Source organism: Bailinhaonella thermotolerans, from assembly GCF_003594875.1.
GTDB lineage: Bacteria > Actinomycetota > Actinomycetes > Streptosporangiales > Streptosporangiaceae > Bailinhaonella > Bailinhaonella thermotolerans.
This window is the reverse complement of the sequence record NZ_QZEY01000002.1, coordinates 476,198-495,519: the sequence shown is the minus strand read 5'-3', so window position 1 is coordinate 495,519 and position 19,322 is coordinate 476,198. Positions and strand designations below refer to the sequence as shown.

16 protein-coding genes are annotated in these 19,322 nt (G+C 74.8%); 6 read left to right on the top strand and 10 right to left on the bottom strand.

Annotated features, from left to right (window positions below):
- Nucleotides 1-90 precede the first annotated feature (90 nt).
- Nucleotides 91-882 carry an ABC transporter permease gene (locus D5H75_RS07365; RefSeq protein WP_119925570.1) on the bottom strand — a complete coding sequence of 264 codons (792 nt, stop codon included), beginning with the start codon at nt 880-882 and terminating at the stop codon, nt 91-93.
- Nucleotides 879-1,868 carry an ATP-binding cassette domain-containing protein gene (locus D5H75_RS07360; RefSeq protein WP_119925569.1) on the bottom strand — a complete coding sequence of 330 codons (990 nt, stop codon included), beginning with the start codon at nt 1,866-1,868 and terminating at the stop codon, nt 879-881. Before D5H75_RS07360 ends, D5H75_RS07365 begins: the two co-directional genes overlap by 4 nt.
- 128 nt (nt 1,869-1,996) lie before the next feature.
- Here D5H75_RS07360 and D5H75_RS07355 point away from each other — a divergent pair, with 128 nt between their 5' ends.
- A complete protein-coding gene (locus D5H75_RS07355) occupies nt 1,997-2,515 on the top strand; it encodes a PH domain-containing protein (RefSeq protein ID WP_119925568.1) in 519 nt (172 codons plus the stop codon).
- 455 nt (nt 2,516-2,970) lie between these two features.
- Nucleotides 2,971-4,536, top strand: coding sequence for a PH domain-containing protein (locus D5H75_RS43985; RefSeq protein ID WP_277949921.1), 1,566 nt, complete (start codon nt 2,971-2,973; stop codon nt 4,534-4,536).
- A 1,448-nt stretch (nt 4,537-5,984) separates the two neighbouring features.
- Here D5H75_RS43985 and sepH read toward each other — a convergent pair.
- The 3 genes from sepH to D5H75_RS07330 form a co-directional block, all read right to left on the bottom strand.
- On the bottom strand, nt 5,985-7,286 hold the full coding sequence (sepH, locus tag D5H75_RS07340; protein WP_119925566.1) for a septation protein SepH: 1,302 nt from the start codon (nt 7,284-7,286) through the stop codon (nt 5,985-5,987).
- 237 nt (nt 7,287-7,523) lie between these two features.
- On the bottom strand, nt 7,524-8,819 hold the full coding sequence (locus tag D5H75_RS07335) for a D-arabinono-1,4-lactone oxidase (protein ID WP_119925565.1): 1,296 nt from the start codon (nt 8,817-8,819) through the stop codon (nt 7,524-7,526).
- A 189-nt stretch (nt 8,820-9,008) separates the two neighbouring features.
- Complete coding sequence (locus tag D5H75_RS07330; RefSeq protein ID WP_119925564.1) at nt 9,009-10,208, bottom strand: MFS transporter; 1,200 nt, start codon at nt 10,206-10,208, stop codon at nt 9,009-9,011.
- Between the two features lie 71 nt (nt 10,209-10,279).
- Between D5H75_RS07330 and D5H75_RS07325 the strand changes: the two genes are divergently transcribed.
- From D5H75_RS07325 to D5H75_RS07310, 4 genes are all read left to right on the top strand, one after another.
- A complete protein-coding gene (locus tag D5H75_RS07325) occupies nt 10,280-11,506 on the top strand; it encodes a lytic transglycosylase domain-containing protein (protein ID WP_242454038.1) in 1,227 nt (408 codons plus the stop codon).
- 21 nt (nt 11,507-11,527) lie between these two features.
- A complete protein-coding gene (locus D5H75_RS07320) occupies nt 11,528-12,463 on the top strand; it encodes a ferrochelatase (RefSeq protein ID WP_119925563.1) in 936 nt (311 codons plus the stop codon).
- Between the two features lie 107 nt (nt 12,464-12,570).
- Complete coding sequence (locus D5H75_RS07315; RefSeq protein ID WP_119925562.1) at nt 12,571-14,556, top strand: S9 family peptidase; 1,986 nt, start codon at nt 12,571-12,573, stop codon at nt 14,554-14,556.
- Between the two features lie 42 nt (nt 14,557-14,598).
- Entirely contained in the window at nt 14,599-15,408 is an 810-nt protein-coding gene (locus tag D5H75_RS07310; RefSeq protein ID WP_119925561.1) for an inositol monophosphatase family protein, read from the top strand.
- Nucleotides 15,409-15,536: 128 nt separating this feature from the next.
- Here the strand turns inward: D5H75_RS07310 and D5H75_RS41330 are convergent, their stop codons facing one another.
- The 5 genes from D5H75_RS41330 to D5H75_RS07290 form a co-directional block, all read right to left on the bottom strand.
- Nucleotides 15,537-15,707: a hypothetical protein gene (locus D5H75_RS41330; protein ID WP_202637908.1), complete on the bottom strand. Its 171-nt coding sequence runs from the start codon at nt 15,705-15,707 to the stop codon at nt 15,537-15,539.
- Nucleotides 15,708-15,785: 78 nt separating this feature from the next.
- The gene (locus tag D5H75_RS07305; RefSeq protein WP_119925560.1) at nt 15,786-17,000 is read right to left on the bottom strand and encodes an ABC transporter permease; all 1,215 of its coding nucleotides are present in this window, start codon (nt 16,998-17,000) and stop codon (nt 15,786-15,788) included.
- Entirely contained in the window at nt 16,997-17,698 is a 702-nt protein-coding gene (locus D5H75_RS07300; protein WP_119925559.1) for an ABC transporter ATP-binding protein, read from the bottom strand. The genes D5H75_RS07305 and D5H75_RS07300 overlap by 4 nt, the downstream gene beginning before the upstream one ends.
- Nucleotides 17,695-18,759 carry a peptidoglycan-binding protein gene (locus D5H75_RS07295; RefSeq protein ID WP_242454037.1) on the bottom strand — a complete coding sequence of 355 codons (1,065 nt, stop codon included), beginning with the start codon at nt 18,757-18,759 and terminating at the stop codon, nt 17,695-17,697. The genes D5H75_RS07300 and D5H75_RS07295 overlap by 4 nt, the downstream gene beginning before the upstream one ends.
- Nucleotides 18,756-19,316, bottom strand: a complete 561-nt coding sequence (locus tag D5H75_RS07290) for a hypothetical protein (protein ID WP_119925558.1) — start codon at nt 19,314-19,316, stop codon at nt 18,756-18,758. The genes D5H75_RS07295 and D5H75_RS07290 overlap by 4 nt, the downstream gene beginning before the upstream one ends.
- Between the last annotated feature and the right edge of the window lie 6 nt (nt 19,317-19,322).

Genomic DNA, 19,322 nt, shown 5'->3' with positions numbered 1-19,322 from the left:
GCCCGGTGCCCGCCGTACGGCACGGGGCATCATGCGCCCGCGCCGCCGTACGGCACGGGGACGGGGCGCCGGCCGTACGGCGGGGCGGGGTCAGGCGCGGCGGCGGAAGGCGCGGACCGCCAGCGGGGCGCAGACCACGGCGATCGCGGCGGACCACAGGAGGGCGCGGGTGGCCGGGGCGGCGACGGGACCGCCCAGGAGCAGGCCGCGGATGGCGTCCGACAGGTACGTCACCGGGTTGACCTCGGCCCAGGTGGCCAGCGGGCCGGGCATGGTGCGGATGTCCACGAACGCGCTGCTGGTGAAGGTCAGCGGGAGCATCAGCGAGAACGCGAAGATCTGCACCTTCTCCACGCTCGACGCCGCGAGCCCGATCAGGACCGACATCCACGACATCGCGAGCGCGACCACGATCAGCAGCGCGGCGGAGGCGAGCACGCCGCCGATCCCGGTCTGGATCCGGAAGCCCAGGGCCAGGCCGATCGCGAGCACCAGCGCCAGCGACCACACCTGCTTGGCCAGGTCGGCGAGGACGCGGCCGGTGAGCGGCGCGGTCCGGGCGATCGGCAGGCTGCGCAGCCGGTCGAACACGCCCTTCTCGACGTCCACGTTGAGCCCGACGGCGGTGGCGAGCGTGGCGAACAGCGCGTTCTGCACGATGATCCCGGGCAGCGCCCACTGCAGGAACTCGCCGGGGGAACCGGCGATGGCGCCGCCGAAGACGTACGTGAACAGCAGCACGAACATGATCGGCTGCACGCTCAGGTCGAGCAGCTCCATCGGGTTGTGCTTGATCTGCACGAGCCCCCGCCAGGCCAGCGTCATCGTGTGCCGCGCCGTGTCCAGCGGGCCGACCCGCCGGGAGGCCGTGACCGCGCTCATACCCCCGCCCCTTCCAGCTCCGTCTCCTCCGGCTCCTCCGGCTCCGTCTCCGCGCCCGCCGCCCGCCGGCCGGTCAGGGCCAGGAACACCTCGTCCAGGCTCGACCTGCGCAGCGACAGCTCGGCCGCGACCACGCCCAGGTCGTCCAGGCGGCGCACGATCGCCGGCACCACCGCCGGGTCGTTCACTCCCGCGACGGCGAGCCCGCCGTCGAGCTCGGGCCGCGCGCCGATGACCTCGCGCATGACGTCCAGCACCAGGTCCAGGCGCTCCGGCTCGGCCGGCCGCACCTCCAGCACCAGCCCGCCGGTGCGCGTCTTCAGCTCGGCCGGCGTGCCGGTCGCGATCACCCGGCCGTGGTCCACCACCGCGATGTCGTCGGCGAGCCGGTCGGCCTCGTCGAGGTACTGCGTGGTCAGCAGCACCGTCACGTCCTCGGCCACCAGCTCCCGCACGATGTCCCACAGCGCGTTGCGGCTGTGCGGGTCCAGGCCCGTCGTCGGCTCGTCCAGGAACAGCACCCGCGGCCGCCCCACCAGGCTGGCGGCCAGGTCGAGACGCCGCCGCATGCCGCCCGAGTACGTCTTGGCGGCCCGCTCCGCCGCGTCCGCCAGGCCGAAGCGCGCCAGCAGCTCCCGCGCCCGAGCCCGGGCGTCCGGCCGGGACAGGCCCAGCAGCCGGCCGATCATGACCAGGTTCTCCGCCCCGGTCAGGGTCTCGTCCACGGCGGCGTACTGCCCGGTGAGGCCGATCATCGCCCGGGCCTGGTGCGCCTGCCGGACGACGTCGTACCCGCCCACCTCGGCGCGGCCCGCGTCCGGGCGCAGCAGGGTGACCAGGATCCGCACCGCCGTGGTCTTGCCCGCGCCGTTCGGGCCGAGCAGGCCCAGCACCGTCCCGGGCCGCGCGGACAGGTCCACGCCCCCCAGCGCCGTCGTCTCCTTGAAGCGTTTGACCAGGCCCTCGGCCTGGATCGCGTAGCTCATGTGAGTGGATTCCTCCGCGTTCTCGCCGCTTTGGGGATTACGCGCCCAGGTTGCCGGGAGACGCTGACAGCGGGCTGATACGCGCCGTGATCCGCTGACACGCGGCTGAGAAGCTCTAGGCTTGAGGCGTGACAGCCGTACGACTCCGTGAACCCGCGCATCGCCTGTCGAAACGGGCGGTCGCGCAGTGGGCCGTCGAGAGCGTCATCGGGTTCGTGCTCGTCGTGGGCGGCACCGCGATCGCCGCCTCCTGGATCGACTCCAGCCGGTTCTCCTGGCTGCCGGACTGGCTGGTCGAGCACGTCTGGTGGGTGCCGATCGCCGTCGGGGCCGTGCTGCTGCCGTTCGTCGTGATCGAGCCGGTGTGGCGCTACGCCGTGCACCGCTGGGAGCTGACCGAGGACGTCGTCTACGCCCGGTCCGGCTGGTTCAGCCGCGAGTGGGTGTTCGTGCCGGTCAGCCGCATCCAGACGGTGGACAAGACGCAGGGGTGGCTGGAGCGCGCCCTCGGCCTGTCCACCCTGGAGATCCGCACCGCCTCCCACGCCGGGTCCTCCTCGATCAAGGGCCTCGACTACGACGTCGCCGCCCGGCTGGCCGAGGACCTCGCCGTCCGCGCCCACGAGCTCAGGGACGACGCCACGTGACCGACGCCCCGGGCCCGCCGCCCCGCCGCGAACCCCTCCCCCCGGACGCCTCCGCCTCCGCCGCGCCGCCCGAGCCCGGCCCCGAGCCCGGCCCCGAGTCCGGGCCCGGCTCCGGCTCCGGCGAGGCCCCCGGGAGCGCGCGGCCGTACGGCGACGCCCAGAGCAACGGGACCGGCCAGGGGGCGGAGGCCGGCCGGGGGGCGGAGGCCGCCGACGCGCCCGCCGCGGCCGGAGACGAGGAACCCCCGGTCACGCCCGCGCCCCCGGGGGCGCCGATGCCCTCTGGCGCGCCGGGACCGTCTGCTTCGCCGGTCCCGTCCGTTCCGGCTGGTGTCCCGGTTCCGCCCGGTGTCCCGGTTCCGCCCGGTGTCCCGGTTCCGCCGGGTGCGGCGGTTCCGCCCGGTACGGCCCCGCCCGGTCCGGGCCCGGGGCGGCCCGGGCAGGTTCCGCCCCCGGTGCGGCCGGGGGCGGAGGGCGCGCCGTACCTGCTCGGCTTGGAGCCGCCGCCCTACGCGCCGCCGGAGCGGGTGTCCTCGCCGTACGGCGACACGCCCCCGGTCTTCGCCTACCCGACCCACCGGCTGAGCCCGCGGGTGCTGCTCATCGACCCGGTGCGCATGCTGCCGTCGATCTTCCTGCCGCTCGTGGGCGTGCTGTTCTTCGGCGGGTTCTCGCCGGTCTCGTTCGGGTTCGCGGCGCTGGGCGTGTTCGGCACGGTCGTCTACGCGGTCATCCGCTGGGCGACGTTCACCTACCAGGTCGCCGGGGACCGGCTGGAGCTCACCCGCCAGTTCATCTCGCGCTCGGTCCGCACGATCCCGCTGGAGCGGGTGCGCGGCGTGGACGTGAGCGCGACCCCGCTGCACCGCCTGCTCGGCCTCGTCGTCGTGCGCATCGACACCGGCGCGAGCGGCGAGGAGGCTCAGGAGGGCGAGCTCAACGGCGTCACCCCGGACGAGGCCGAACGGCTGCGCGGCCTGCTGCTGCGGCTCGCGCCCGTGCCGTCCGGCGCCCACGTGGCCCGCCCCGAGGAGGGCGGCGAGGAGCCCGTCCTGGCCCGCGCCCCCCGCGCGTGGCTGCGCTACGGCCCGCTGTCCGGGGCGTACCTGCTGACGCCGTTCGCCGTGCTGGGCAGCGCCATCGGCGTGCTGTACCAGCTCACCGACGAGCTGGGCGTGGACCGCGAGCAGGCGTTCCGGGCGTACGAATGGGTGCGGGACAACCCCGTGCTGCTGGTCTGCGCCGCGGTCCTGCTGGTCCTGCTCATGCCGGTCGCGGGCACGATCATGTACGCCGTCTTCAACTGGGACTTCACCCTCCGCTCACGCGGGGCGTCGCTGGTGGCCGAGCGCGGGCTGGTCACCCGCCGCAGCGTGTCCCTGGAGCACCGCCGCGTCCGGGGATACGAGATCGTGGACGGCGTCCTGGAGCGCAAGGCCAAGGTGGTGCGCCTGTGGGCCATCGTGGCGGGCCTCGGCGACTCCGAGACCCGGGGCCAGCTCCTGCCGGTGGCCCCGCGCCGCGCCGCCCTGGCGGTGGCCGAGCTCGTGGCCGGCCCGTTCACCGGCGAGCTCCTGCCCCACCCGCCCGCCGCGCTGCGCCGCCGCCTCTTCCGCGCCGTGGCCCCCTGGCTCGCCGCCGCCCTGGCCGGGCTCCTCCTCCGCTTCACCCCGCTCCTGGCGGCCGGCGTCGTCCTCGCTCTCCTGGGCGTCCCGCTGGGCCTGGACCGCTACCGCCAGCTCGGCCACGGCTTCGACGGCACCCGCCTCTCGGTCCGCTCCGGCTCCCTCCGCCGCGCCCAGGCCGTGGTGGAACGCCGCGCCGTCGTCGGGTGGACCCTCCGCCAGACGTGGTTCCAGCGTCAGTCGGGCGTGGTCTCGGTCATCGCCGGCGTGGGTGCGGGCTCCGGCGGCTACACCGCCCTCGACGTGGACACCGACCAGGCCGTCGCCTTCGCCGCCGCCGTGACCCCCGCCTGGATCACCCCCTTCCTCGCCCCCGACCCCCCGTCCCGCCCCTGAGCGACCCGCCCCTGAGCGACCCGCCCCCGGCCCCGGAAGCCCTCACACCGGCGCCGGCCGCTCCGGTTCAGGCCTCCGAGGCCCGGGAACCGCGCGATCGCCGCGAAGACGCGTCCCGCCTCCGGCCACGGCCCGGCCCCGCCGGCGGCCGTGCGGCGGAGGCGAGCCCAGGGCGGCACCCGCCCGCCAGGCCCTCCCCTCCCGTCCCTCCCCCTTCGCGGTGATCATGCAGTTTTAATCACACGTTGTGCTCAAAACTGCATGATCACCGCGAAGGAGAGCCGGGAACATCCTCCTCCCCCCTCTATGCCGCTCTCCCTCACGCCCCGCTCCTCCCACGGCCGCCTCCCCGCACGCGGCTCTGGCGCGCTTCGCCTCCGTGCGCGCGGCCCTTTCCGCGCCTCGCCTTCGCGTGCCCGGCTCTTCGGTGCTCCGTCTCCGTGTGCGCGGCTCTCCCGTGTCCCGTCTTCGTGTGCGCGACCTTTCCGTGCCTCGCCTTCGTGTGCGCGGCTCTTCGGTGCTCCGTCTCCGTGTGTGCGGCTCTCCCGTGTCCCGTCTCCGTGTGCGCGGTTCTTCCGCGCTTCGTCTTCGTGTGCGCGGCCTTTCCGCGTCTCGCCTTCGTGTGCGCGGCTCTTCGGTGCTCCATCTCCGTGTGTGCGGCTCTTCCGCGCTCCGCCTCGCGTGCGCCGCTTTTCCTCGCCCCGTGGCCTTCTCTCGCCGTGATCATGCAGTTTTGCGCACACTGTGTGATTAAAACTGCATGATCACGGCGAGAGTTGGGGTCGGCGCGTCGGTCGTCCCCGGTCCTCGCGTCGCGGCGGTTCGTGGTTCGCGCCGGAGCCTCAGGTGGTGCCGGGCGGGAGGGATCTAGCGCGGTGCGGGGCCGCCGGGACCTGTGTTCGCTCGCCAGTGGCCGGTGCCGGTGCCGATGCCGGTGCCGGGAGCCGGGAGCCTGGGGCCGGGAGCCGGGAGCCGGGGGCCGGGAGCTGGGAGCCGGGGCCCGGGGGGCGAGGCGACATCGGGGGTTTCGGGGGCGGGCCGACCATCTCGGGTTGGGCGCGAGGGGGCACGCGGGTGCGGGGGACTTCCCGGCGGCGACTTCCGGCGGCGCCTCTGGCGTACGTCCGGGTGACCGGCCCTTCGCCGCGCCGATCAACGTATGGGGGGAACTGCGGGATCGAGATCGAGTGATCGGTGTGAGGGGTCACTCGTGCGGACGCGGGGTCGTGTGGCCGGCGCGGTGTCCCAGGGAGATACCGGTCTCCGCTTGGGGTTCGGTGGACGGTCCGCCTCCGCTCGGCCGTTCTCCCGCCGGGCGCGAGAGGTTACGCCCGGGGCCGGCGCGGCGGTGCCGCCCTGCCGCTCTCCGCACCACGTGACCCGCCCTTCTCGCGCCGCGGTCGTACGGCCCGGCAGGGTCGTGCTCGGAGCCGCGCGGGGCCGGGGGGTCAGTCCTGGCGGCGGGCGCCGAACATGATCTCGTCCCAGGTGGGGACGGAGGCGCGGCGGCCCCGGCCGCCGGCGGCCTTGCGGGCGGGACGGGCCTGCTGCGGCTGCTGGGGCTGGTCCTTCTGGTCCTTCTGGTCCGTCTCCGCGGCCTGCGCCTCCTCGGCGGGCTCCTCCGGGGCCGGCTTGGGCTTGGCGGGCGCGGGCTTGGCCGACGCGGCGGGGGCCGCCTGCGGCTTCGCGGGCTTGGCGGCCGGCTTGGGCGCGGGCTTGTCGGCCGGGGGCGGGGACGCCACCGGGGTCACCGGCTTGGCGCTCGCCGCGGGCGCCGCGGGCTTGGGCTGGGCGGGCTTGGGCTGCGCCGCGGGAGCCGGAGCCGGGGTGATCTTGGGCGCCGGGGCGGGCTCCTCGTGGAGGGCCGGGGGCGGCATGTGGGGACGCGGGCGCGACAGGGGGACCGGGTCCTCGATGACCATCGCGGGGCGCGCGGGCTCGTCCGCCGGGGGAGCGGGATGCGGCACCGGGTCGGGGACCGGCTCGGGGGCGGGCTCGGCCACCACCTGCATGGCGTCGGCGATCGGGTCGGAGACGCGCGGCGGCTCGGTGGCGGGCGGCTCCTCGCGGAGCGGGGCCGCGGGCACCGGCTGGAGCGGCGGCACGGGCTGGAGCTTGGCGGCCAGGCGCGGCGCGAACCGGGTGACGGTCTCGTCCTCCAGGAACGACCCGTCGAACTCCTCGGCCGTGAGCTTGCCCGCGGTGTCGTCGGCGGGCGCCAGGTGGCGGCGGCGCGGGTCGAAGACCCACTCGGCGTGCCGGGTCTGGCCCTCGGCGATGAAGCCCAGCTTCACGCGCCAGGTGCCGTCGTCCAGCTTGCGGGAGTCCCAGTCGATCTCCTCGGCGGGCACGCCGGTGCGGCCGAGCCGCTCGGCGACGAGCTCGCCGAGCGCGGGGCCGGGCGTGGACGCGCCGGGGAAGCGGATGGGGACGCGTTGCGCCTGCTGGGCCATGTACTCCCGCTCCTGGAGCACGGGACCCTCGAACCAGCGGACCCGCTCGACGGGGATGCCGGCGGTGGCCGCGATCTCCTCGGCGGTCTCACCCGCACGGATACGAGCCTGGATCTCCTTGGGGCGCAACGGACTCTCCACTTCGATCTCGTACTGGCCGAGACGGGAGAAGTTGCCTCGGACCGCGGCTCGGAGCCGGTCGTCCACGGGGAGCGTGAACCGCGTACCCCGGCCGGCCGTCGCCAGCACGAGGTAGGTGCCGTCCTCGCTCACCGCGACGAGACGGAGCTCCTGCATGCGAGTCCCTTCGTCGTCGTGCTCACTCTTCCCCCGGATCATCGAGTCTCTCGCGCGTCCGGTCGCGCCGCCAGCTTCACGCCCGGCATGTCCGAACATACTGCAAGAGTCGGTTAGGAGTTTCGCGGCATAGGTCCGAATTAGCGGGATTCGCTGCGTCTGGCGGGCCAGGCGGCGGCGAGGAACTCGTCTACCGGACTGTACATCCGAGGGCGTGATCGACGGCCGAGGACGTGCTCAGCTCCCCAGAATCCGGTCCAGATAGGCGTTGGTGAACCGGCGTTCCGGGTCGAGGCGGTTCCGCATGGCCACGAAGTCGGTGAAACGCGGATATACCTTGCCGAGGTAGGACGCGTCGCGCGTGTGCAGCTTGCCCCAGTGCGGGCGGCCGTCCATGGAGACCATGATCTCCTCGACCGCGCGGAAGTACGCCTCGTTCGGGGTCTCCCGGTAGACGTGGCAGGCGATGTAGGCGCTCGCGCGGCCGTACGCCGTGGACAGCCAGGCGTCGCTCGGCGGCGTCACGCGCACCTCGACGGGGAACCCGATCCGCCAGGGCCCGCTCTCCACCACGTCGCGTACGGCTCGCAGGGCCTCGCCGAGCCGTTCGCGCGGGATGGCGTACTCCTGCTCCAGGAAGCGCACGTCACGCCGCGACGTGAACACCTTGTGCGACACGTCGCTGTAGACGCTGCCGGCCATCAGCCTCGCCGACACCCGGTTCACCGGCTTGATCACGGCGGGGAACCGCGCCCCCAGCGCGCACGCGGCGCCGAAGACCGTGTTCTGCAGGAAGCTCTTGTCCAGCCACGTCTTGAACGCGCTCGGCGGGCGGGCCGGTCCGGCGCAGCGGTTGTTGCGCTTGGTCGCGCACCCGTCGGTGTGCGGGAACCAGTAGAAGTCCAGGTGCTCGTTCCGCTCGGTCAGCTCGTCGAGCCGCCCCAGCATCTCGGAGAACCGCATCGGCTCCTCGACGGCGCGCAGCAGGAACGCCGGCTCGGCCCGGAACGTCACGGCCGTCACGACCCCGAGCGCGCCGAGCCCGACCCGCGCGGCGTCGAACAGGTCCTCACCGGGCCCGCACGTCACCACAGACCCGTCGGCCAGCACGAGCTCCAGTTCCAGGACCTGGTCGGCGAGCCCGCCGATCTCGCGCCCGGTCCCGTGCGTGCCGGTCTGGATCGCCCCCGAGACCGTCTGCTCGGTGATGTCGCCCATGTTGGCCAGCGCGAGGCCGCGCCCGTCCAGGTAGCGGTTCAGCTCCTTGAGCGGCAGCCCCGCCTCGACCGTGACGCGGTCCGGCCCGCACGAGCGGATCGCGGTCAGCCCGTGCGGCCGCAGCATCATCCCGTCCGTCGCCGCGATGTCGGTGAACGAGTGCCCGGTCCCCACCATGCGCACGCGCAGCCCGCGCTCCGCGGCGTCGAGCACGGCCCGCGCCACCTCCTCGGTGGACCGCGGCGTCCGCACCTCGGCCGCCACGGCACGCTGGTTGCCGGCCCAGTTCCGCCACTCCGTGCCTGTCCGCGTCATAAACGTGAAGAGTACTCACGATTCGCTCGCCGCAACAGATCCCTTTTCCCCGTCCCCGGGGCCTGTCCCATGGGCGCCCGGCCGCGCCGTGGAGCCGGTGCCGGACGGGCTCCGCGGCCCGCCGCCGGACCCGCCGTGATCAGGGCGATGGCGCGGGCGCGGGCGCGGCCGGCCGCGGAGAGGGGCCGGCTAGGGCTGCCGGTCGGTGGTGGCCCGCAGGAGGGGGGAGCCGGAGAGGCCGAGGGCCACCGCCAGGAGGCCGCAGATCATGGGGAAGGCCAGCGCGTTCTGGGCGCCGTAGGACTCGGCGAGGCGCCCCGCGGCGGCGGCCCCCGCGGCCACGCCGACGCCCACGGCGGTGGAGAGCCAGGACATGCCCTCGGTGAGGAGGTGCGGCGGGACCAGGCGCTCGGTCAGCGCGTACGCGGTGATGATCGTGGGGGAGATCGCGAGGCCGGCGAAGAACAGCACGAGCGCCATGAAGACCATGTTGTGCACGAAGACCAGCGGGAGCAGCATCACCGCGAAGACGGCCAGCGCGCGGACGTACCGGTCGCGCAGGGAGACGCGCCACTCGCGCGACCCGAACCACAGGCCGGAGATCATGCTGCCGCCCGCGAACGCGGAGATGAGCAGCCCGGCCAGGTTCTTCACGCCCTGGTGGTCGGCGAACGCCACGGCGAGCACGTCGATGGAGCCGAAGACGCCGCCCATCGCCAGCAGCGCGACGGAGACGAGCACCATGCCGGGGTTCGACATGGGGCTGCCCGAGCGGACGCCCTCCTCACGCTTCCTGACCGGCGGCTCGGTGTCCTTCTGCAGGATCAGCCCGGCGGTGCCGGCGACGGTGACGAGCAGCGCGAGCACGACCCCGGCCGCGCGGTGCACCCCGGTGGCCAGGAACGTCACGAGCGCGGGCCCGGTGACGAAGATGACCTCGTCCACGACCGACTCGAAGGAGAACGCCGTCTGGAGCCGGGATGAGCCGTTCAGCAGGTGCGCCCAGCGCGCCCGGACCATGGACCCGATCGACGGCGCGGTGGCCCCGGCGACCAGCGCCAGCAGGAACCACGTCCACTGCGGCGCGCCCGCCTCCACGGCGGCCAGGAACCCGGCGAGCGTGACGCCGTGCACCGCCACCAGCGGGGCGAGCACGCGTGACTGGCCGAACCGGTCCACCAGGCGGCTGAAGTACGGCGCGCCCACGGCGTACGCCAGTCCCACGACCGCGGAGAGGGCGCCCGCCGTGGCGTACGATTCGGATGCGACCTGAACGAGCAGCAGCACGCCGATTCCCAGCATCGACATGGACATGCGCCCGATGAAGCCAGCGATCACGAAGCCGCGTGCGCCGGGCAGGCTGAACAGCCCGCGGTATGGGTTGGCCACGTCTCTCCCGTCCCCCGTGGAATGGTGCGCCCAAGACCGTATCGTCCCGGCGTAAAGGATCTAACCGTCGCATGGGGTCCAACGTGAAACGCTTTCCCTCTCTTCCCCGGGCGTTCCTGGCGTTCTCCGCGCTCGCGTTCCTGGTCGCCGGCGTCGGCGCGACCGGCGTCTACCTCGTCCTGGACGGGAGCGCCGCCCCCGTGGGCCCGGGCCCGCGGATGGCCGGGGCGGAGGCGCCGGCGGACGGGGGCGACGGCACGGGCGGCGCCGGCTCCGCGGACGGCGCGGGCGGCGCGGACGGTACGGACGGTGCGGGCGGCGCGGACGGCGCGGGCGGGGAGTGGGCGCTGAAGTCCCCGCCGCAGGTGTTCGCGATCTCCCAGACCCCGGTGGACCGCGCGCTGGCCGGGCGCATCGCCGGGCTCGACGGGGTGGACGGCGTGGTGGTGCTGGACGGCGGCGCGGTCGCGGCGGGCCCGCGCCCCCTGAGCCTGCTCGCCGTGGACCCGGCCCGGTTCCGGCCGCTCACCCCGCCGGGCACCGCCGCCGAGGACGGGCTGTGGCGGGCGCTGGAGCGCGGCGAGCTGATCGTGTCCTCGGCCGCGCAGCGGGACCTGGGGCTGCGGCTCGGGGCCGACCACACGGTGGCCGGGCGGCGGGTGCGCGTCGGCGGCTCGGCCCCGCTGGGCCTGCCCGGCGTGGACGGCATCGTCAACCCCGCCCTCGGGACCCGGCTCGGCCTCCTGCCGGGCGTCGCGGTGCTCGTGGGCGCCCAGAAGGCCGACAGCGCCAAGGTGGGCCGGGGCGTCCGCGGCGTCCTGGGGCGGAACGCCCAGGTGGTCGCCCTCGGCGGAGAGACGGCGGAGCCGGCGCCCCCGGCGCCGTCCCCCACGCCGCCGCCGGAGCCCGAGCGGCCCAGGCCGCTCACCTACCTGGAGCTCTACAAGAGCTCCGCGCACACCTGCCCCGGCCTGCACTGGTCGGTGCTCGCGGCGATCGGCCAGGTGGAGAGCGACCACGGGCGCAACTCCGGCCCGTCCAGCGCCGGGGCGCTCGGCCCCATGCAGTTCCTGCCCTCGACGTGGAGGTCGTACGGCGTGGACGGCGACGGCGACGGGAGGAAGGACGTCCACAACGCCTACGACGCGGTCCCGGCGGCCGCGATCTACCTGTGCAAACACGGGGCGACCCGGGGGCGGGAGGGCCTGGCCAAGGCGGTGTGGCACTACAACCACTCCGACGCGTACGTCCGCAAGGTGCTCGCCCTGGCCGACGCCTACGCCCGGAGCTATCCGTAGGCCGTCTAGGCTGGGAGCACTATGACCAGCTATGACGCCCTGCTCGTCGTGTCCTTCGGGGGGCCGGAGAAGCCCGACGACGTGCTGCCCTTCCTGGAGAACGTGACCCGCGGCCGGAACGTCCCGCGCGAGCGGCTGCTGGAGGTCGCCGAGCACTACCACCGGTTCGGCGGGGTCAGCCCCATCAACGCGCAGAACCGCGAGCTGATCGCCGCGGTCGGGGAGGGGTTCGGCCTCCCGATCTACTGGGGCAACCGCAACTGGCACCCCCTCCTTGAGGACACCCTCCGCCAGATGGCCGCCGACGGCGTACGGCGGGCCGCCGCCTTCATCACCGCCGCGTACTGCTCGTGGTCGAGCTGCCGGCAGTACCTCGACGCGATCGAGGCCGCCCGCGCGGCCGTGGGCCCCGGCGCCCCGGAGATCGTGCCGCTGCGGCACTACCACGACCACCCCGGCTTCGTCGAGGCCAACGCCGACCGGGTGCGCGACGCGCTCGCCTCCCTGCCGGAGGACGCGCGCGGCGAGGCGCGCCTGGTCTTCACCGCGCACAGCATCCCGGTGTCGATGGCGGGCAAGAGCCCCTACGAGGCCCAGCTCCGCGAGACGGCCGCGCTCGTCGCCGCCGCCGTGGGCGGGGACCGGCCGTACGACCTGGTGTGGCAGAGCCGCAGCGGCCCGCCGCACATCCCCTGGCTGGAGCCCGACGTGCTCGACCACCTGGAGGCGCTGCACGCCGCCGGGACCCGCGCGGTCGTGGTGGCCCCCATCGGGTTCGTCTCCGACCACATGGAGGTCGTCTACGACCTGGACGAGGAGGCCGCCGCCCTGGCCGCGAAGCTGGGCATGGCCTTCGCCCGCGCCGGCACCGCCGGGACCCACCCGGCCTTCGTCCGGATGGTCCGCGACCTGGCGGCCGAGCCCGAGCCCGCCCCGCACGCGGCCCCCGCCGAGTAGCCGCGGGGCCCGGGGCGCGTCGCGCGCGCCCCGGGGATCCGCGCGTTTACCCTGACGCGGGGCCGAACGGGGCGCGCCGGGGAGCCTCACGCGATAGCGTCGATCAAGTGAGCGTCTTTAAGGACATCAGGGAATATGTCGCCATCCGCCGCGTAACGTCGCTGCGGTTGTCCCCGGACGGCGCCCGGCTCGTCTCCGTCGTCCAGTCGCTGAACCCCGACGGCAAGTCGTACGGCACGGCCGTCTGGGAGATCGACCCCGCGGGCGAGCGTCCCGCCGCACGGCTCACGCGCTCGGCCAAGGGCGAGGCGGGGGCGGAGTTCACGTCCTCGGGGGACCTGCTGTTCACCGCGCGCAGACCGGACCCTGAGGCCAAGGAGGGCGGGGACGACGCCGACGTGCCCGCGCTGTGGCTGCTGCCGCGCGCCGGGGGCGAGGCCCGCCGCCTGCTGTCCCGGCCCCACGGGGTCAGCCGCGTGCGCGCCGCCGCCGCGAGCGACCGGATCGTGTTCGCCTCGCCGGTGCTTCCCGGCCCCGCCGAGGGGGACGCCGAACGCCGCAAGGCGCGCGAGGACGCCGGGGTGACCGCCATCCTGCACGAGTCCTACCCCGTGCGGTTCTGGGACCACGACCTCGGGCCCGCCCAGCCGCGGCTGTTCGCCTCCGCCGTGCGCCCGGACGGGGCGGAGGAGGCGCGGGACCTGACGCCCGAGCCCGGCCGCGCGCTGGACGAGCAGGCTTTCGCGGTGACGCCGGACGGCTCCCGCGTGATCACCGGCTGGACCGTGCCGCTGCCGCGCGGCGAGATGCGCGAGGACCTGGTCGCCATCGACGTCGCGACCGGGGAGCGCACGGTGCTCGCCTCCGAGGACGGGTACGACCACTGGGGCCCGCTGGCGATCTCGCCCGACGGCCGCCGCGTCGCCTACAACCGCGAGCGCCACGCCACCACCGAGTCGCCCGTGGACAGCGAGGTGCGCGTGCTCGACCTGGAGACCGGCGAGACCACCACGGTCGCGCTGTGGCCGTCGGCGGCGCTCGCCTTCGGCCCCGACGCCCTGTACGTCTGCGCCGACGCCGACGGCCGCCGCCCCCTGTACCGCCACGACCTGTCCACGGGCGAGACCACGCGGCTGACGGCCGACGACGCGGCGTACTCCGAGCCGTGCCCCTCCCCGGACGGCCGTCACGTCTACGCGCTGCGCGGGGCGGTCGGCCAGGCCCCGGCGCCGGTCCGGATCGACGTCGCCACCGGCGAGCACGTCGCCCTGCCGTCCCCGGCCGCGCCGCTGGAGACGCCCGGCACGGTCGCCGAGGTGCGCGCCGAGGCCCCCGACGGCACGCCGCTGCGCGCCTGGCTCGTGCTGCCCTCCGGGGCCTCGGCGGGCTCGCCCGCGCCGCTGCTGCTGTGGATCCACGGCGGCCCGCTGGGGAGCTGGAACGACTGGCAGTGGCGCTGGAACCCGTGGATCATGGCCGCCCACGGGTACGCCGTCCTGCTGCCCGACCCCGCCCTGTCCACCGGGTACGGCCCGCGCCACATCGAGCGTGGGTGGGGCCGCTGGGGCGAGGTCGTCCAGGGCGACCTGGAGGCGATCACCGACGCGTGCCTGGAGCGGCCGGACGTGGACTCCGCGCGGGTGGCCGCGATGGGCGGCTCGTTCGGCGGCTACATGGCGAACTGGCTCGCCGGGCACACCGAGCGGTTCAGGGCGATCGTCACCCACGCCTCGCTGTGGGAGCTGGCGGGCTTCGGGGCGACCACGGACGTCGCGGGGTACTGGCAGCGCGAGTTCGGCCCGCCCGGCAGCGAGCGGAACCGCCTCATGTCCCCGCACGCCCACGTCGAGCGGATCCGCACCCCGATGCTCGTGATCCACGGCGACAAGGACTACCGGGTGCCGATCGGCGAGGCGCTGCGGCTCTGGTGGGACCTGGTCAGGCACGAGGTGGACGCCAAGTTCCTGTACTTCCCCGACGAGGGGCACTGGATCCAGAAGCCCGGCAACATCGTCGCGTGGTACGAGACGGTGCTCGCCTTCCTCGCGCGGCACGTGCTCGGCGAGGAGTGGACCCGCCCCGACCTGCTGTGACCCGGCGGATCCCGGGCGGCGGCGATGCGGGAGGATCGGGACATGACCGGCACTGATCACGATCTTGACGAACTCCTCGGCATCGCCGCCGCGGCCGCGCGGGAGGCGGGCGCGATGCTGGTGGCCAAGCGCCCGCCCCGGCCCGAGGTGGTGGACACCAAGTCCAGCCCGACCGACGTGGTCACCGCGCTCGACCGGGAGGCCGAGGAGCTGATCCGGGCGCGCATCGCCGCCGCCCGGCCGCACGACTCGATCCTGGGCGAGGAGGGCGGCTCCTCGCCCGGCCGCACGGGGGTGCGCTGGGTGGTCGACCCGATCGACGGCACGGTGAACTTCCTGTACGGCCTGCCCGAATGGGCCGTGAGCGTCGCCGCCGAGGTGGACGGCGAGGCCGTGGTGGGCGTGGTGGACGTGGCCCCCCGCGGGGAGGTGTTCACCGCCGTGCGCGGGCGCGGCGCGTGGCTGGGCGGCGAGCGGCTGCGCTGCAACACCGGCGTCCCGCTGGCCCGGGCCCTGATCGCGACCGGCTTCGGGTACGGCGCGGGCCGCCGCGAGATCCAGTCCGAGGTGCTGCGCGAGGTGCTGCCCCGGGTGCGGGACATCCGGCGCGGGGGCTCGGCCGCCGTGGACCTGTGCTCGGTGGCCTCCGGCCGGGTGGACGGCTACTTCGAGCGCGGCCCGCAGCGCTGGGACGTCGCGGCCGGCGGCCTGATCGCCGAGGAGGCCGGGGCCCGCGTCGGCGGCCTGCGCGGGCGGCCCGCCAACCCCGACATGACCGTCTGCGCCGCCCCGGAGCTGTTCGCCGAGCTGCACGACCTCCTGGTCCCCCTGGACCCCGAGCGCGACGCCTGACGGCGAGGCGCGGGAGCGGGCGGCCGGAGAGGTGTCCAGGCGCGCACGACAGGGGCCGCCGCCCGGACCGGGTCCGGGCGGCGGCCGCCGTGTCATGGTCGCGGGCCCGCGGGGGGCGCGCGGGCGCTCTAGGCGCAGCGGGTGAGCTCGACGCCGTGCTCCGCCGCGACCCTGCGCAGGTCCTCGATCTCCGCCGCCTGAGCGTCCGCCAGGAAGTCGTCGCCGCTGGCCCTGGCCGACCGCAGTTCGGCGTACGCCTGCTCGAGGCGCTCCTGGATCGTCGCCGTGAACTCGCCCATCTCACCTTCTCTCTCGGGAGTGATTAAGGCTCCCCTTACCCATCCCGCTCGGCCTGTCAAACCTGGGATTCGGGAGATTCAGGGTGTGTTGAGCGCCACAGTGGGCGCCAGGCGTGCCGCCCGAACCGCCGGGTAGATCCCGGCGATCACCCCGATCGCCACGGTCGCGCCGAGGGCCGCGCCCAGGGCCCAGGGCGGCACGACCGGGGGCCAGCCGCGTGAGACGGCGTAGCCGACCGTCACGGCGGCCCCCAGCACCGAGCCCACCACGCCGCCGAGGACCGACAGCAGCAGCGACTCGGTGAGGAACTGGATCCGCACCTGGCCCCGGGTGGCGCCCAGGGAGCGGCGCAGGCCGATCTCCCTGCGGCGTTCCAGCACCGAGATCACCATCGTGTTGGCCACGCCCACCCCGCCGACGAGCAGGGCGACGGCGCCGAGGCCGAGCAGCAGGTTGGTGAACGCCCCGGCCGCCGCCGCGCGGGCCGCCAGCGCGTCCGAGGGGCGGCTGACCTCGACCTCGTCGGGGTTCTCGGGGTTGACCGTGCGCGGCAGCACGTCGGCCACCGCCGTCACCGACTCGTTCGCCGAACGCTCGTAGACGGTGGTCGGGTGCCCGTCGAAGCCCAGGTACCGCTCGGCGGCGGGGAAGCCGATCAGGGCCGACCGCTCGACCTCCGGCGCGAGCGGCATCGGGTCCAGGATGCCGACCACCGTGAACCACCGGTTCCCCACCCACACCTGCACGCCCGTACGGCTGACGCCCAGCCGCGACGCCGCGACGGAGCCGAGCACGACCGCCGGCTGCCGCTCGGTGGCGGCGTTCAGCCAGGTGCCCTGCCGTACCCGGCCCTCCAGGGTGGTCAGCAGGGCGGGCGTGGCCGCCTGGACGGCGATGCCGCCGGTGACCTCCTTGGGGACGCGGTCGGTGCGGCGGATCGTGGCGTCCACCTTGCCGGTCGCCGAGGCGGTGTAGACCGGGCCGATCCGCGACACCATGTCCACGGCCTCCTTCGGCAGCCGGGAGTCCTCGCCGAACATGGTCTGCCCGGGCTGGACCCGCAGCAGGTTGGTGCCCAGGGCGTCGAGCTGGCGCAGGAGCTGCTCACGGCTGGAGGAGGAGATGCCGATCACCGCGACCATCGTGGCGATGCCGATCGCGATGCCCAGCGCCGACAGCACCACGCGCGTGGGCCGGGCCCGCAGCCCGGCGGCGCCGAGCCGGGCCACGTCGGACGGGCTCAGCCGCGCGGGGACCAGGCGGTCGCCGCCTCCCCGCGCCCGCCGGGTCACCGGGACTCCAGGGGGACCGGGGGGACCGGGGCGCGGGTGTCCTCCACGATGCGCCCGTCGCGGACCCGCACCTGGCGGCGGCACTGGGCGGCGACCTCCATGTCGTGCGTGATGATCGCCACGGTGGTGCCCGCGGCGTTGAGGCCGCGCAGGACGTCCAGCACCTCGCGGCCCGCGGCGGTGTCCAGGTTGCCGGTGGGCTCGTCGGCCAGCAGCAGCGGCGGGTCGCCGACGACCGCGCGGGCGATCGCGACGCGCTGCTGCTCCCCGCCCGAGAGCTGGTCGGGCCGGTGGTCCACCCGGTGGCCGAGGCCGACCCGCTCCAGGGCCGCGCGGGCGCGCTCGCGGCGCTCGGTGACCGGCCGGCCGGTGTAGATGAGGCCGTCGGCCACGTTGCCGAGCGCGGACACGCCGGGGGAGAGGTGGAACTGCTGGAACACGAACCCGATGTGCCGGGCGCGCAGCGCCGACAGCTCCCGGTCGGTCAGCGCGGACACGTCGTGCCCGGCGATGCGGACGGTCCCGGTGGTCGGCCGGTCCAGGGTGCCGATGAGGTGGAGCATGGTGGACTTGCCGGACCCCGAGGGGCCGACGATCGCGAGCTGCTCGCCCGGGTCCACCCTCAGGTCGACGCCGCGCAGCGCGGTCACGTGCCCGTCGTAGGTCTTGGTGACTCCGATCAGCTCGATGACGGTCACTGCTCCGGCACCCCCACCCGCATGCCCTCGGCCAGCCCGGCGCCGGAGACCTCGACGCGGCCCCCGCCGTACACGCCGGTCTCGACGGCGACGACGCGGCGGGAGGCGCCCTCGACGATCTCCAGGCCGAAGCCGCCCTCGCGCAGGGCGAGCAGGGCCTCGACGGGGACGCTGAGGACGTTCTTCCTGCGCTCGCTCTCCATCTCGACGGTGACCGGGGCCTGGTCGAGGCGGCCGGCCTTCTTCGGGTCGGTGAGCGTGATCTCCACGTCGATCGTGGGGTCGGCCTCCTCGCCCTGGGCGTTCTGGGTGGTCTCGGCGACCCTGCCCACCTCGGCGATCCGGCCGGCCGTGCGGGAGCCGTCGGGAAGCTCGATCCCGACCTCGGCGCCCTTCTTGGCGAGGTTCTGCTTGGTGGCGTCCAGGTCGACGTGGACGAGGCGCCGCGTGCTCGTGACGGTCAGCGCCTGCCCCTGTGCGGCGCGGTCCCCCACGGCGATCTTCGCGTCGGCCACCCGCACCTCGCCGGGCAGGAACACGATCTGCTTCGCGTCCACGGCGCCGGTCTCCGGCAGGCCGCGGTCGTCCTGCCACTCCAGCACCGCGAGGTGGGTGGCGTAGGAGAAGTGGTCGTCCACGGTCATGTCGTCGCCGTAGCCGAGCGCGCGCAGGTTCTTCTCGAGCTGCTCCACGTCGGGCCCGTCTGAGACGCCCTGGCGGAGCGTGCGGTACATGGGCAGCCTGCCGTACATGAGGGTCATCGGCTTTCGATCTACTTTGTAAAGGGCCTGGCCGCGCTTGATGACCCGGCCCTCCTCCGGGACCCAGGTCACGGTGCCGGACGGGCCGCCCGGGACCTTGCGCTCGTCGGCGTACGTCAGCGTGCCGCCCACGCTCGCGGTGTCCACCAGGTCCCCGCGCGTCACCTCGGCGGTGGCGGACGTGGGCGCCTTCTTCGGCGGCGTCCGCCCGTCCTCGCCCGTCATCAGGTACGCCGCCGTGCCCCCGCCCGCGACGACCAGGACCGCGGCGCCGGCCGCGAGGTATCCCCGGCCCCTCATGACCCGCCCGCCTTCTCGCTGCTCTTGCCGAGCTTGCCGGGGGCGTACTTCTCGCACGCCTTGGACGCCTGCTCGAACTTGGCCTCCTCGCCCTTCTTGATCTCGATGCGGTGCCCGCGGGAGCCCGGCTCCGGGTCGGGCATGTTGATCCCGTGCTGCCGCATGCACCGGGCGAACTTGACCATCTGGTCCCGGACCGCGGGGTCGCTCGGGTCGAGCCGCCGGCCGCCGCCCTGCATGTGCTTCTCGCACTTCTTCAGGGCCTTCTGGACCGCGTCCCGGTTGCCCGGATTCCCGTGGATGCGGACCTTGCCGTCGTCCGGGTCCGGGTCGGGCATGTTGACGCCGTTCTCGCGCATGCACTGCGCGAACTTGAGCTGGTCGTCGCGCGGGTCCGAGGACGCCTGCGCGCTGGGGGAGGCGGAGGCCGCCGCCGTGCCGCCGCCCGCGCTCGCCACCCCGTCGGCCTTCGGCGAGCTCGCGCACGCCGCCGTGCCGGACAGCGAGACGCCGGCCAGCAGGAGGGGGATGAAGAGCGGTTTGAGAAGTGTTCTCATGTCTGC

Coding starts and splice junctions, on each gene's coding strand:
- D5H75_RS07365 (WP_119925570.1), bottom strand. CDS start 882: ATGAGCGCGGTCACGGCCTCCCGGCGGGTCGGCCCGCTGGACACGGCG.
- D5H75_RS07360 (WP_119925569.1), bottom strand. CDS start 1,868: ATGAGCTACGCGATCCAGGCCGAGGGCCTGGTCAAACGCTTCAAGGAG.
- sepH (WP_119925566.1), bottom strand. CDS start 7,286: ATGCAGGAGCTCCGTCTCGTCGCGGTGAGCGAGGACGGCACCTACCTC.
- D5H75_RS07335 (WP_119925565.1), bottom strand. CDS start 8,819: ATGACGCGGACAGGCACGGAGTGGCGGAACTGGGCCGGCAACCAGCGT.
- D5H75_RS07325 (WP_242454038.1), top strand. CDS start 10,280: ATGGGGTCCAACGTGAAACGCTTTCCCTCTCTTCCCCGGGCGTTCCTG.
- D5H75_RS07320 (WP_119925563.1), top strand. CDS start 11,528: ATGACCAGCTATGACGCCCTGCTCGTCGTGTCCTTCGGGGGGCCGGAG.
- D5H75_RS07310 (WP_119925561.1), top strand. CDS start 14,599: ATGACCGGCACTGATCACGATCTTGACGAACTCCTCGGCATCGCCGCC.
- D5H75_RS41330 (WP_202637908.1), bottom strand. CDS start 15,707: ATGGGCGAGTTCACGGCGACGATCCAGGAGCGCCTCGAGCAGGCGTAC.
- D5H75_RS07295 (WP_242454037.1), bottom strand. CDS start 18,759: ATGAGGGGCCGGGGATACCTCGCGGCCGGCGCCGCGGTCCTGGTCGTC.
- D5H75_RS07290 (WP_119925558.1), bottom strand. CDS start 19,316: ATGAGAACACTTCTCAAACCGCTCTTCATCCCCCTCCTGCTGGCCGGC.